Origin of the sequence: Priestia abyssalis, assembly GCF_002019595.1 — a bacterium.
Lineage (GTDB): Bacteria > Bacillota > Bacilli > Bacillales > Bacillaceae_H > Bacillus_BA > Bacillus_BA abyssalis.
Window position 1 is genome coordinate 673785 of the sequence record NZ_KV917369.1, and the last position, 13583, is coordinate 687367.

Annotated in this window: 11 protein-coding genes, 1 pseudogene and 1 riboswitch; of the genes and pseudogenes, 9 read left to right on the forward strand and 3 right to left on the reverse strand. The window is 40.4% G+C overall.

Annotated elements, in window-relative coordinates; all coding sequences use genetic code 11:
• Positions 1-195 precede the first annotated feature (195 nt).
• The 8 genes and pseudogenes from BK575_RS03235 to metA all read left to right on the forward strand — a co-directional run bounded on the left by BK575_RS03235 (position 196) and on the right by metA (position 9844).
• The gene (locus BK575_RS03235) at positions 196-891 is read left to right on the forward strand and encodes a YjjG family noncanonical pyrimidine nucleotidase (protein WP_078408885.1); all 696 of its coding nucleotides are present in this window, start codon (positions 196-198) and stop codon (positions 889-891) included.
• A gap of 847 nt (positions 892-1738) precedes the next feature.
• The gene (locus BK575_RS03240; RefSeq protein WP_169907514.1) at positions 1739-3544 is read left to right on the forward strand and encodes a sigma-54-dependent Fis family transcriptional regulator; all 1806 of its coding nucleotides are present in this window, start codon (positions 1739-1741) and stop codon (positions 3542-3544) included.
• 197 nt (positions 3545-3741) lie between these two features.
• Positions 3742-4944 (forward strand): iron-containing alcohol dehydrogenase, encoded by a 1203-nt coding sequence (locus tag BK575_RS03245; protein ID WP_078408886.1) that lies wholly within the window; start codon positions 3742-3744, stop codon positions 4942-4944.
• A 14-nt stretch (positions 4945-4958) separates the two neighbouring features.
• The gene (locus BK575_RS03250) at positions 4959-6311 is read left to right on the forward strand and encodes a GntP family permease (protein WP_078408887.1); all 1353 of its coding nucleotides are present in this window, start codon (positions 4959-4961) and stop codon (positions 6309-6311) included.
• Positions 6312-6359: 48 nt separating this feature from the next.
• On the forward strand, positions 6360-7820 hold the full coding sequence (locus BK575_RS03255) for a CoA-acylating methylmalonate-semialdehyde dehydrogenase (RefSeq protein WP_078408888.1): 1461 nt from the start codon (positions 6360-6362) through the stop codon (positions 7818-7820).
• A gap of 231 nt (positions 7821-8051) precedes the next feature.
• A pseudogene (locus tag BK575_RS03260) lies at positions 8052-8258 on the forward strand (SDR family oxidoreductase); the annotation flags it as partial.
• Positions 8255-8536: a hypothetical protein gene (locus BK575_RS03265; protein WP_078408889.1), complete on the forward strand. Its 282-nt coding sequence runs from the start codon at positions 8255-8257 to the stop codon at positions 8534-8536. The pseudogene BK575_RS03260 and the gene BK575_RS03265, both read left to right, overlap by 4 nt.
• A 195-nt stretch (positions 8537-8731) precedes the next feature.
• Positions 8732-8846: riboswitch (SAM riboswitch) on the forward strand.
• A gap of 89 nt (positions 8847-8935) precedes the next feature.
• On the forward strand, positions 8936-9844 hold the full coding sequence (metA, locus tag BK575_RS03270) for a homoserine O-acetyltransferase MetA (protein WP_078408890.1): 909 nt from the start codon (positions 8936-8938) through the stop codon (positions 9842-9844).
• Positions 9845-9921: 77 nt separating this feature from the next.
• Here the strand turns inward: metA and BK575_RS03275 are convergent, their stop codons facing one another.
• Both BK575_RS03275 and BK575_RS03280 read right to left on the reverse strand, forming a co-directional pair.
• Positions 9922-10692, reverse strand: a complete 771-nt coding sequence (locus tag BK575_RS03275; protein WP_078408891.1) for an ABC transporter permease — start codon at positions 10690-10692, stop codon at positions 9922-9924.
• Positions 10685-11605, reverse strand: a complete 921-nt coding sequence (locus BK575_RS03280) for an ABC transporter ATP-binding protein (protein ID WP_078408892.1) — start codon at positions 11603-11605, stop codon at positions 10685-10687. Before BK575_RS03280 ends, BK575_RS03275 begins: the two co-directional genes overlap by 8 nt.
• Positions 11606-12451: 846 nt before the next feature.
• Between BK575_RS03280 and BK575_RS03285 the strand changes: the two genes are divergently transcribed.
• Positions 12452-12859: a DUF4183 domain-containing protein gene (locus BK575_RS03285; protein ID WP_235867296.1), complete on the forward strand. Its 408-nt coding sequence runs from the start codon at positions 12452-12454 to the stop codon at positions 12857-12859.
• Between the two features lie 95 nt (positions 12860-12954).
• Here the strand turns inward: BK575_RS03285 and BK575_RS03290 are convergent, their stop codons facing one another.
• On the reverse strand, positions 12955-13344 hold the full coding sequence (locus BK575_RS03290; RefSeq protein WP_078408893.1) for a DUF4183 domain-containing protein: 390 nt from the start codon (positions 13342-13344) through the stop codon (positions 12955-12957).
• Positions 13345-13583: the final 239 nt, after the last annotated feature.

The following is a 13583-nucleotide window of genomic DNA, read 5'->3' on the forward strand; positions in this document are numbered from 1 at the left end:
AGTATTGTGTCAATTTTTTTCTCTGTGATAACAAAAAAATTAGAATGTGAAGAATTGTACTCTTTTTTATGTTTAGGACTAGATTATGGAATAAGACATATTGAGCTAGAGGAAGAGAGTCCATCAATGTTATTGTTATGAAAAGTAATGAAGATAAGTTCTAAATTAGGTTGATAATGATTAATGGAGGTAACTATGAAATACGAAATCATACTATTCGATGTTGATGATACATTATTTGACTTCAGTATGTCGGAAAGAGAAGCACTACATAAAGCTTTTGTAGAGTTCGGATTGCCTACGGGCTTGGCGGAATATGAAGCCAACTATAAAGAGATTAGCAAGGGATTATGGAGAGGTTTGGAACAGGGGCTTACTACTCTATCAGAACTGGGAGTAGAGAGATTTAGGAGGTTGTTCCTTGCGCATGAGCTTGAAATCAACGCAGATACGTTCAACAGTATTTATCTTGGATATTTGGGCAAGGAAACACATCTTGTACAGGGAGCCGTAGAATTATGTGACAATCTTGCCGGCTGTCGGCTGGCCATTATAACAAACGGATTCACGGATGTGCAGACATCAAGAATTGGGAGCTCTCCTCTCTGTAATACTTTTGAACATATTATTATTTCTGAAGAGGCTGGATTTCAGAAGCCCGAAAAGGGTATTTTCGATTATGCGTTTTCCAAACTACAGATTACAGATAAAACTAAAGTGTTGATCGTGGGCGATTCTTTGACCTCTGATATTCAGGGAGGGATAAATTACGGGATTGACACCTGCTGGTTCAATCCGCATCTTAAGGAAAACAATATAGGAATTAAGCCGACGTATGAGATCCGTGAGTTGACGGATCTCATAAAGATTACAGGGATGATGGATAGTTGAGAGATTTTGATCGAACCGTTCAAGAGATTGCATAGCTGCTTCAGTATTTCTATTCCCTTGTTGAACTCGGGCTATAGTTTGATAAGCACGAGCTCCCTTCAATAGCCTAAATAATATTAATTCTCTTCTATAATCGGACGCTTATCTGTGATAAGGTAAGTGTCTTTTTTATTGAAAAATTAATTGTCTTAGTCAAAATGTTTTGAAATAATTGGTATTAATTAACAGAACAGTTTAGATGATGGAAAAATAACAGGTAAAGAGTTGATGGATTAATGCGTTTTTTGTTGAAATAACTGAGGAGTTCAATTAGGAACAAATCGAAAGCTGCCTATTTAGGTGGCTTTTTCATTTTCTTGAATGTATGAATTTACATAAGAACTTACATTCAATAAATCCCTTAACCAAAAGCTAACCTGGCTTCTGTAACTAACCAGCTAATAGAAACTTTAATGATCTTCAACAATAAGGCACTTTAGTCGAACAAGAAGTTAAGGGTAATACATATTAAACCTGTCTAATATGTATCACCTTTTATTTTTTATGACTTTTTACAATTTAGGTCTTGATAAAAAATCGCCTTTCAGTCAGCCTTTTTGCAATGAATAGCCATGGAGAAACCGTTCAGCTTGAGATTTCGATGACGTTTTTCGTGGTTGAAGAAAGTCAAATGGTCATTCTATTCCTAAAAAAGGAGCGTTTTTTGTTTAGCCCATTAAAGTCCATGTAATGGTACAATAAAGAAAACTTTCCATCAGATGGGAGTTGAGCTGATGATGTTTTTTTGCAAGCGCTTGCTCCATCTTATCGGAGAAGCTAATCACTTGCATTGTAAGGAGGTAGAAGAATGTTATTAGTAGAGGATTGGATGACGAAAGATCCAATAATGCTATTGGAGGACCAAACCTTAGCAGAAGCGATATTGGTGCTTTCAGGCAGTTCCTTACATGCCCTGCCTGTTGTGAATACGTCAGGCCGGCTGGCAGGGATTATTTCAAAGGATGAAATAATAAATAGTTTAATCAATCATACTGTACCAGAAATAAAAATAAGAACAATTATGAAGGTGAGCCCTTTGAGTGTTTCGGCAGCCTCATATATAGAAGAGATAGAAGATGATTTTTCTCATGGCTTTATACCTGTCATAGACAAGGAGCAGAAACTGTCAGGTATATTAACAAGCGAGGATAAAATAAAAGCGCTCACTAAGAAGATGCATGAAATAAAAGAAAAGTTCGAAGAAGCAAACCATATGCTTGAAACATTGAAAATTGTATTGGACACAGCATATGAGGGAGTAGTCGTCATTGATTCAAAGGGAATCATCCGTGATTTCAATAAAGCTTACAGCCAGTTTATCGGAGTGACAAGAGAAGAAGCCATCGGAAAACATGTAACAGAAATTATCGAAAATACAAATTTGCATGTAACGGTGGAAACCGGCATTCCGGAAAGAGGCTATATCCAAAATATAATGGGCCAAGATATGATTGTCCACCGTATTCCCATTTGGCGGGATGGAAAAGTGGTAGGCGCTATAGGGATGCTTATTTTTCAAGGGGTTTCTGAAATTTATCATATTCTGAACAGAATTCAAGATCTGTCACGAAACGTCGATACGAAAGGTCGCTTGCCGGTTTCAGAGCCGTCTTCCCGTGTCAGTGAATTTACATTTGACGGCATTGTTGGAAGGAGTCCTGAAATATTAAGAATCAAACGGTTAGCATCCAAGGCATCCCGGGTACCGAGCACCGTTTTGATTACAGGGGAAAGCGGAACGGGAAAGGAAGTTTTCTCAAAATCGATTCATGGAGCGAGTCTTTATAACAAGGGGAATTTTGTGAGTGTGAACTGTGCGGCTATTCCGGAGCATTTGCTGGAGGCGGAATTATTTGGATATGAGGAAGGGTCTTTTACAGGAGCTAAAAAAGGCGGGAAAATCGGAAAGGTTGAATTGGCTCATCAGGGGACCTTGTTTTTGGATGAAATCGGGGACATGCCTCTCTATATGCAAGCGAAGATTTTAAGAGTTTTAGAAGAGAGAGTGGTAGAAAGAGTAGGAGGCTTAAAGAAAACGGAGGTCGACGTAAGAATTATTGCCGCTACGAATAAAAACTTAGAGGAAATGGTAAAGAAAGGACAATTTAGAGAAGATCTCTTTTTTAGGCTTAATATCATTCGAATTCACATTCCTTCTTTACGGGAAAGAAAGAGCGATATCCCCTATCTAACCTCTTATCATATGGAAAGAATCTGCCGGAAGTTCCAAATCGAAAAAAAGGAGTTTGCAAAAGAAGCGATGGATGCTTTTATGGATTATTCATGGCCGGGAAATATAAGAGAACTCGTCAATACGCTGGAAATGCTCATGGGTCTCGTGGATGGTCCTATTATAAAGCGGGGACATTTACCGGAAGTATTCCTTGGTTATAAGGAGCGGCAGCCAGAAATGACAGAAAACCCCGAAAATAGAAGTGGAGAAAAGGAAAGTAACAGGCAAAGCAATTGGCGGGATGTGGTTGCCCACGAAGAGAGAACGGCTATTCAAAGAGCGTTAATTGAGGAGCGAGGAAATAAAGCGGCTGTTGCTCGAAAATTAGGGATTCATCGTTCCACTCTCTATGAAAAAATGAAAAAGTACGAGCTGGTTTAAAAGAAAGGTATTGTCGGTTATTTGTAGTGTTTTTGTACAAAAGTGTCGGGTTTATGTCTATTTATCCGACATCCAAAAGTCTTTATATTCAAAAAAATATTGAAATCGCTTACAATTATAAGTTGGCATGAGACTTGCATAATTATATGGGTGGGGGACATGTAATATGAGTTTATGAACAAAGGGGGATGTTAGAGATGAGTTTTCATCAATTACTCATGCCAAACAATATTTTGTACGGAAAAGATTCTTTTGCTGAAATCGGGAAACTGGCAAAAGAGTTGGGACAAAAGGTACTCATTATTAGTGATCCAATTATGGATAAAATCGGAAATGTAGAGTTGTGCGAAAAGTATTTGCAAGAAAAGGGTGTTCCTTATGCCAAATACTTGGGTGTCGACTCTGAACCGACAGATGTCCATGTAGACGAAGCCCTTGCCATTTGCCGGGAAGAGGCTTGCGATGTCGTTGCAGCAGTCGGCGGCGGCAGCTGCATTGATACGGCCAAAGCTGTGGCAGTTCTCGTAACCAATGGCGGACATATTCGAGACTATTATGGCGGGAAAAAAGCATTTGATAAAAAGCTCCTTCCGCTTATCGCTGTTCCAACTACTGCAGGGACAGGATCTGAAGTGACCGCGGTGACGGTCATTACTGATACGAAACATGATATTAAGATGATGCTTAAACAGCCCGGGTTGATGCCTGCTGCAGCAATCGTTGATCCGATGCTTACGCTTTCATGCCCGTCGGCTGTCACGGCTGCTACAGGGGTAGACGCTTTATGCCATGCAATTGAAGCCTTCATCTCCAAACGCTCACAACCTGTGACGGACACACTGGCTTTAAAAGCGATTGAGCTCATTACAGAAAATATCCGAAAGGCTTATGAAGATGGTAAGGACATCGAGGCAAGGGATAACATGGCACTCGGTTCAATGTTGGCTGGTATGGCATTTTCAAATGCTTCTGTTACGTTAGTACATGGAATGTCCCGGCCGATTGGCGCAATGTTTCATGTTCCGCACGGTGTGTCAAATGCCATGCTCCTTCCGGCAGTACTGGAATTCACAAAAGGGGAAGCACAGGGACGGTTGGCAGTCATTGGCCGCCTAGTGAAGCCTGAGACAAGAGATCTTTCCGACAGGGAAGTAGTAGCAGAAACCGTAAAAGAAATTAAGAAACTATGTCTTGATTTGAATATTCCCAATCTTAAGACATGGGGTGTGGATAGAGCACCATTTGAAAAGGTTCTGTCCAAAATGGCAACAGATGCTATTGCGAGTGGAAGTCCAGGAAATAATCCTCGGGTTCCTACTCATGAAGAGATTGTTCAGCTTTACCAAGTTTGTTATGAATACGACTTTAGCGAGAAAACAGAAACGTCGTTTACAAGCTGAAAGGGGTAGGGATTATGTTGGGGATGGTAGGATTAATCGGTTCTTTAGCGTTGCTTATATACATGACTATGAGGGGTATCAACATTATTATCGCCGCTATTGCCAGTTCAGTAGTGTTAACACTAGCAGGGGGACTGAACTTGCAAGAGGCATTAATGAAGAATTATATGGAAGGTTTCACAGGGTATTTTGCAAGTTGGTTCCTTATCTTTTTAGCAGGGGCTATATTCGGTAAAGTGATGGAGGATACAGGTTGCGCTGATTCCATAGCCAACTGGGTAAAAGAGAAATTCGGTGCTAAGCATGCCGTGCTGGCTGTTGTAGCGGCTTGCGCCATTATGACATTCGGGGGAGTAAGCTTATTTGTCGTCGGTTTTTCCGTGTATCCTATTGCAGTTTCATTGTTCCGACAATCAAATACGCCGCATCGGTTCATTCCGCCTGCGATGGTGTTTGGTTCCGTTGCCTTTACGATGACATCGCCGTATTCACCTGAAATTCAAAATATTATTCCGACTGAATTCTTTGGTACAACTCCTTCCGCAGGAGGCTGGATTGGAATCTTGATTGGTGTGCTAATCGCAATTTCCGGTGCTTTTTATTTAAATCGTGTCGTCGAGAAAGCGAAAGCAAACGGAGAAGTGTTTTCGTTGCCTCCAAAAGCTGACGGTTCTGCCGCTGTTCCGGACGAGGTAGCCCATGAAATCGCCGCGACGGTGGAGGCGCGTCAAGGAATGACCAATCGTCAACTGCCAAATATAATATTTGCCATCCTTCCGTTGGCCAGCGTTATTGTCCTTTTAAATATTTTATCCAAGTTTATTGATCCTACAGCTGCCGGTTTAGCTTCCCTTATGATGGGGATTGCGCTTTGCTGGATCTTAAACGCTAAATTTATCCGCAAGTTTTGGGGAGCGCTCGCAAACGGGTCTCAAGATGCTCTTGTTGCGGTTGCCAATACATGTGCGGTAGTTGGTTTCGGGTCTGTAGCGAAAACGGTTCCGGCGTTCCAAGTAGCAGTAGACGGCCTTTTAAGTATTCCAGGACCTGAATTCCTTGGATTGGCTATTGGTGTTACGGTCATTTGCGGAATGACAGGCTCGGCATCTGGGGGATTAGGAATAGCACTTCCGATTTTAGCTCCAATTTATATGGCAAAAGGCCTCGACCCAGGAGCGATGCATCGTATATCGACGCTGGCGTCCGGCGGTTTAGATTCGCTTCCGCATAACGGCTATATCGTGACAACCATTCGTGCCGTATGTAATGAAACACATAAGAGAACGTACAAACATATCTTCGTCCTATCAGTCGTGATTCCGATGATTGCCTTATTGTTGGCAGTTGTTTTATATTCAATCTTTTAAAAAATTACTAAACTTATATTTTTTTAAATTGAAAGGGGAATGTTCATTATGACAACAGAAGCAAAAGTTCAAACGTTAAAAAACTTTATCGGCGGGGAATGGATTGAGTCTGCGTCCGGAAAAACAGAAGTCGTTCCAAATCCAGCGACAGGTGAAGCATTGGCATATGTTCCGATTTCCAGTCGCGAAGATCTAGACCATGCTGCAGAAGTGGCTAAAGAAGCTTACAAAACATGGAGCAAAACGGCAGTGCCTCGCCGTGCACGTATTTTATTCCGTTATCAGCAGCTCCTTATTGAAAACTGGGATGAATTAGCCAAACTAGTTACATTAGAAAATGGTAAAAGTTATGAGGAAGCATATGGAGAAGTACAAAGAGGAATCGAGTGTGTGGAATTTGCTGCAGGAGCTCCAACTTTAATGATGGGCAGTCAGCTCCCTGACATTGCGACAGGAGTCGAATCCGGCATGTATCGTTACCCGATCGGGGTTGTTGGAGGGATTACACCATTCAACTTCCCGATGATGGTACCGTGTTGGATGTTCCCGCTTGCGATCGCGTGCGGAAATACGTTCATTTTAAAACCGTCTGAGCGCACTCCGCTATTGGCTAATCGTCTGGCGGAACTATTTACGGAAGCCGGACTGCCAAAAGGCGTATTGAATATCGTTCACGGTGCACATGATGTCGTGAATGGAATATTGGAGCATCGGGACATTAAGGCTGTATCATTTGTCGGTTCTCAGCCTGTAGCGGAATATGTATATAAAACAGGAGCGGCTAACGGTAAGCGTGTGCAAGCATTAGCAGGAGCAAAAAATCACTCCATCGTCATGCCGGATGCGGATTTGGATAATACAATTTCCAATATCATCAATGCGGCTTTCGGTTCCGCAGGCGAGCGCTGCATGGCTTGTGCCGTGGTAGTCACTGTCGGCGACATTGGTGATGCAGTGGTGGCGCGTTTACAGAAGGCGGCAGAGGAAATCAAAATCGGCAATGGTTTAGATGAAGGGGTGTTCCTCGGGCCGGTTATTCGTGATTCCCATAAAGAACGTACGATTAAATACATCGAAATCGGTGAGAAGGAAGGTGCAGTTCTTGTACGTGATGGCCGTCAAGATGCTGCGACAAACGGCAGCGGCTACTTTGTCGGACCGACCATTTTTGACCAAGTGAAGCCAGGTATGACCATCTGGCAAGACGAAATCTTTGCTCCTGTTCTTTCAATCGTACGTGCAGAAAGTTTGGATGAAGCGATTGACATCGTGAACCAATCAGAATTTGCGAATGGTGCTTGCTTATATACAGACAGCGCGAAAGCTGTTCGCCAATTCCGTGAAGATATTGATGCAGGCATGCTTGGAATCAATCTCGGAGTTCCTGCACCGATGGCATTCTTCCCGTTCTCGGGCTACAAAAGCTCTTTCTACGGCGACCTTCATGCAAATGGACGTGATGGAGTAGAGTTTTATACTCGCAAAAAAATGGTAACAGCCCGCTATTAAAAATCCACATGAAACATTGGACATGGGTAAAAATCACTCATGTCCAATGTTTTATGCATAAGCAGTTCTTTTTAGATGATTCAGGATACGAGAACAAAAAAGCTGTAATTAGTTAAAAAGATGGATAGATGGTGACACCGGCGTATTTGGTCGGTGTCTCTCTTTTTACAGAAAACAGTAAAGGAGAGGGGGCGCAGATGGCGTATTTTAGTGAATTAAAAGGTCAATGCGGTTGCTCTTACTTTTATTGAAACAGATTTTACGAAGAACATGTTTGCCGACCAAGATTTTTATCGTGATGTGATGAGCCGTATTCTTTTAGGTAAAATGCCTAAACCTTCTGATGTAACGGGAGCCGTTTTGTTCCTTGCTTCAAATATGGCCAATTTCATTACGGGAGAAACGATTAAGGTGGACGGCGGGTGGACAGCTATATGAATCCAGCAATAGAGAGATTAGCAATACTAGGTGCGGGAACAATGGGCCATTCGATTGCCATATCCAGCTACTTATTTAAGGACTTAAGCGTCCATCAAGAATCACTTTCCAAAACGAGAGAATTGGTTAACAAAGGAAACTACGGACAAAAAACAGGAAAAGGACTTTACCATTGGTACCGTGAACAGTCGCAAGCAATGAATGAAGCACGCGAACGAGAACTCGTATACTGGCTGAAAAAAGACCTTGATTTACAAGGCATTAAGACCACTACTTAATTTTTTTACGTTTTATATCAATCTTTATTCTATTCCTGCTTTTCTGTTCTTCCGCCTTGAAGAAACTTATACGTAAATCATGGGTTGTGTATGGTTACATACACGACCCATGATTTATATAGTAAAAAAATGTTGCTATTTCTCGTTAAATAATATAAATTAATATAATGTTATGAAAAATCGAATAAAATAGATTTCTTATCAAGAGAGGTCGAGGGTATGGCCCTAAGACGCCTCAGCAACCACCAATGAGCAAATTCATTGGAAAGGTGCTAAATCCAGCAAGTTTTTAAAACTTGAGAGATAAGAGGAATGGCTGTGTGTGAATGTAAAAGTCTTCTTCTTTAAAGAAGGCTTTTTCTTTTTGTGGTCATGAAACGATTATAAGGAGGTGATTCTTTGCCAATCAAGATACCACAACTTCTTCCTGCCAGAGAGATACTTGAAAAAGAAAAAATCTTTATCATGGATGAAGATCGTGCCGCAAGTCAAGATATTCGACCGTTGAACATACTGATTTTAAACCTAATGCCCGAAAAAGAGAAAACAGAAGCACAACTGCTAAGATTGTTGGGGAATACGTCGCTTCAAGTCAACGTTTCTTTTTTAAAGACTACGACATACAAGTCTAAAAATACAAGTCAATATCATTTAGAGCAGTTTTATCAAGAGTTTGCAGAAATCAAAGACAAAAAATTCGATGGCATGATTATTACCGGTGCCCCAGTCGAGCATTTGCGATTTGAAGAGGTAATCTATTGGGAAGAACTAACGGAAATTATGGAATGGACAAAAAGTAATGTCACTTCCACTCTGCATATTTGTTGGGGATCTCAAGCCGCACTCTATTATCACTTTGGGATAGGGAAATATCCATTATCCCAAAAGCGATCAGGGGTATATTCACATACAGTGATAGAGCCGGAGGAAAAACTATTAAGAGGATTTGATGATGTGTATTTGGCACCTCATTCCAGACATACCGATGTTGACATCGAAGAAATCAACCGCTGTTCCGCTCTTACCTTATTGTCTGCATCGGAAGAAGCGGGGCCTTTTATCATCAGCGCTGAAAACGGAAAACAAATTATGATTACGGGCCATCTGGAATATGATTCAAGTACTCTTGCTGAAGAGTTCGAGAGGGATATACAAAAAGGGATGGAAATTCCAATGCCAGAGCACTATTTTCCGAATGACAACCCCAAGAATGTACCGCTGAATAGATGGAGATCACATGCCCATCTATTATTTTCCAACTGGTTAAATTATTATGTTTATCAGCAGACACCTTATGAATGGAGATAATCCAAAAAATATGTCTAAAGAAAAATCATCTGCCTTCGAAAAGGCAGATGATTTTTCAATGACCAGCTGGCATGGTTTTATACCGATACATCCCTTTTCATGAACACAAGCCATGAAAGAGTTTGGAATAGAGTAAAATAGATGAGAAGCATTAAAATGGAAAAACCGAGAGACATGCCGGAAAACAACGGGTCGCCCCCACTGAAATAGGGAGTCAGATCTGTGTTAGCGAATAAGACGTATTTCCCCCATTCGAAATTAAAATGATATAAAATGTCCACAATGGGTTTTCCCATAAATGTCAAGAAAATGGCGAGGCCAATGGATAACGAACTGCTGCGAAAGACGGTTGAGATCATAAAGGCAAATGTGACCATCATTAAAATTTCAATGAATTGCAGACAATATGTACTTGTCACTTTCCCAAACATAAAGAGGCCGCCTCCCCCTGGGCCGAAAAAAATCAAGCCAAAAAGAAGGGAGGAAAAAAACAGGACAAACATAATCGTCCATGTAAAGAAGAGAACCGCAATGTATTTGGAAAACAAAATCTTTGCCCTTGTGGCAGGGCGGATGAGCAATAGCTTGATTGTTCCCCATGAAAATTCACTCGCGACGATATCTCCAGCAATAATGACCGCAAATACTTGAACAACCCACAACAGATTGACGCTTGATAAGGTGAAGTCCCACATTGTACTTAAAGAGGCTGCCTGTTGCAGTACGTTTTTCATAAAGATGGCTGTTAAGAAATTGATGAGGACAATAAGGCCAATAAGAAACAATGTGCGAGTCCGAAGGAAAATCTTCATATTTTCATTTTGGACGAGGGAGAAGAGGTTATTCATGATGGATTCCTCCCGTCATTTCCAAAAAACGTTCCTCTAACGTTTTTTCCATCGATTTGATTTCAAATACTTTAATGCCGTATTGAACAAGCTTTTGATTCAGATTCGCGATGTCTTCTTTTGAAAGGTTCGTTTCAAAACCGGTTTCAAGTTTCTCTATCGCCAATTCGGTATCAAGTTGCTCGAGGAGATCATATGTCCTTGCGCAATCATCCACTTCGAATTGTACGCGACGCTTTTCCGAGTTTTCGGCCATTTGTCTCACTGCTTTCACATCGAGCAGCCGTCCATCTTGAATGATGGCTACCCGATCGCACATTAACTCCATTTCCGATAATAAATGGCTCGAGACAATAACGGTCGTTCCTTCCGTTTCCGTCAAATGATGGAGATAGCTTCTTAGTTCTCTAATGCCTGCTGGATCAAGGCCATTTGTCGGTTCATCCAAAATGAGAACAGATGGTTTATGGAGCAGTGCCTGGGCGACGCCAAGCCGTTGGCGCATCCCCAATGAGTACGTTCTGACTTCATCGTCAATCCGGTCTTCGAGCTTGACCAACTCAATGACCTGATCTATTCTGTCCGCTGTTACATCGGGCAGCATTCGTGCAAAGTGCACAAGATTTTGATAGCCTGTAAGAAATTTATACAGCTCCGGGTTCTCGACAATCGCCCCAATATGATGCATCGCTTCGGTAAACTGCTTCTTTATATGCAGTCCATTCACGAAAATATCACCGCTTGTCATGTTTATCAGGCCGACAATCATACGAATAATCGTTGTTTTGCCTGCTCCGTTAGGACCGAGCAGCCCAAATACTTCTCCTTTTTTTACGCTAAAGGATACATCGTCAATAATCATTTTCTTGCCAATTTTTTTTGTTGCGTTTCGAATTTCTAATGCGTGTTCCATCAAAAAACTCCTTAATCGCTAAATATCATGTTCTATTATACTCCATAAAAACAGACCTCTCAAAAAGTCATTCGCTCTTTTAATTAAATAGACTAAAATACAAAGGTGATAACTATGTTCAATATGAGGGTATATCTCCTTTTAGATACCATTATCTTATATAATATGAAGTCTATTTAAAAAAGTTGGGGTATGGTCAAATACCAAAAAAACGTTAAAACTACCAGTTTAAATAGCTTTTTTTCTATATAGATCGATTTAGAAAATTCGACATGACCAAAGAACGGTCACGCCGAATTTTCTAGACCTAAGCGGCTGACACCCCCCCTTGCGGGGTTGGCGCCATCCGCATAGGTGAACCCTTGAGGGCGAATTCAAGTTGTCTGGCTCTCCGATTGTGATGCTCCTCGATGAAATGAAGATGTGTCGAATTATTAAGTGGAATATATATATAACCGTCCATTGCTAATTGAAGACTATTATGTAATTTCTAAATGAGGCTGATCAAGTAGCTCCTACTTTTGTTTTGATTGCTTAAACCACTATATTATCTCATTTTTAAATCGGTTTTGATTATAAATGGGTTTCTTGTAGTAAATGTTTAACAACATCTAAAATATGTAGTTAGAGTTGCAGACAGAGAAGTGTGAGGCCATTTTTTAGGTGAAAAATGTGTTAAATAATTAAGCTCTATGATGGTACAAATCTTGTGAATTTGAATTTACTATTAATACATAATACAGCAAGATATCCTATATGTTTCTCTATGCTCCTTTTTATCGTGTAGATGAAATTATAGGATTATGAGTAATATCTTTGGATAAAAAGGAGGAGGGAGGGGTAGTTATGAATAGAAAAATTGTCAATTCTAATAGTATGTACAACCAATATGTAAAAAAAAGACTGTATGAAAAGAGAAGGTGTGTTCTGCCAGCTTCACCAAAAGGGTGTCCCGATATTTACCCAGGAAAGCCTATAGCACCCAAGCTTTTAAAGGCAGATACTTTGCAGTACGTTACCATCTCTGATGGTGTAAAAAGGATTTATACAAATCAGGATGGATTAACGGGATATGGTAATACAGGGATTCTTAATCCGAATTCTGTGTCTTATATAAACTTATTTATAAACGCTATGCTGCAACCTCCCATTCTTTATCAGGTTCAGGAAGGTGTTCTCGTCTTAACATCACAGGATATCCCTAAGCAAGGAGTGCCTATTATTCTCCAATTTATAATGATTTATGAATCATAGATACAGAAAATCTTGGGATAAAGTTATTAAAGTGGTTTAGAAATTAAAAAGTAGAAAGAGCTGGGAATTACATAAGCTCTCTCTACTTTTTGGATTTATGTTGCGACAGTTGTAGTTGAAGTTGGAGCGTAGTTGACTACTTCTAATACGACAGGTGTGTCTTGTAATATTGGATCTCCACCTGCAGGTACAGCGAAGGCAAGTGATCCAACACCCGTCGCTCCAGGTGTATAGATTGAATTTCCTTCCATTTGCAAAACACCGTTAATGTAGACATTGAAATAACTGTTATTAGTAGCTAATGTAGGAAGGGCAGTAGCTGCTGTACCGTTATCTTGAAAAAAAGAAGCTGCATCTATTGTTAATGTACTTCCAGCAATTGTTGGGGCTGTCGTTACATAGAAAAATTTCTCAGGGTTTGGAACAGCGTTTGTCGTAGTGGAAGCTGTAACGAGAAGTTTCATAAGTTGTAGCATTAATATCATCTCCTTTCTTTAAAAAGCATGAACATCGTACTATTAATTTATGTTTTTGGAAGAATATTTGTAATAGACAAACTAATTAACTTTTATAAAAGCTTGTTGTTTGCTCTATAGATTTTAGGATGACAATTAAAATGTAATTGAAAGGGTTGGTATAAGGAATAATGAGAAGAGCAGAGTGAGATAGTTATATGTAGAGAATTTGTTCTACCTTTAAAGAAAAAGCCTCTTGTTTTATTTTC

Bases quoted from the DNA above. Each gene is read 5' to 3' on its own strand.
- BK575_RS03235 (WP_078408885.1), top strand. From the start codon at position 196: ATGAAATACGAAATCATACTATTCGATGTTGATGATACATTATTTGAC.
- BK575_RS03240 (WP_169907514.1), top strand. From the start codon at position 1,739: ATGTTATTAGTAGAGGATTGGATGACGAAAGATCCAATAATGCTATTG.
- BK575_RS03245 (WP_078408886.1), top strand. From the start codon at position 3,742: ATGAGTTTTCATCAATTACTCATGCCAAACAATATTTTGTACGGAAAA.
- BK575_RS03250 (WP_078408887.1), top strand. From the start codon at position 4,959: ATGTTGGGGATGGTAGGATTAATCGGTTCTTTAGCGTTGCTTATATAC.
- BK575_RS03255 (WP_078408888.1), top strand. From the start codon at position 6,360: ATGACAACAGAAGCAAAAGTTCAAACGTTAAAAAACTTTATCGGCGGG.
- BK575_RS03265 (WP_078408889.1), top strand. From the start codon at position 8,255: ATGAATCCAGCAATAGAGAGATTAGCAATACTAGGTGCGGGAACAATG.
- BK575_RS03275 (WP_078408891.1), bottom strand. From the start codon at position 10,692: ATGAATAACCTCTTCTCCCTCGTCCAAAATGAAAATATGAAGATTTTC.
- BK575_RS03280 (WP_078408892.1), bottom strand. From the start codon at position 11,605: ATGGAACACGCATTAGAAATTCGAAACGCAACAAAAAAAATTGGCAAG.
- BK575_RS03285 (WP_235867296.1), top strand. From the start codon at position 12,452: ATGAATAGAAAAATTGTCAATTCTAATAGTATGTACAACCAATATGTA.
- BK575_RS03290 (WP_078408893.1), bottom strand. From the start codon at position 13,344: ATGATATTAATGCTACAACTTATGAAACTTCTCGTTACAGCTTCCACT.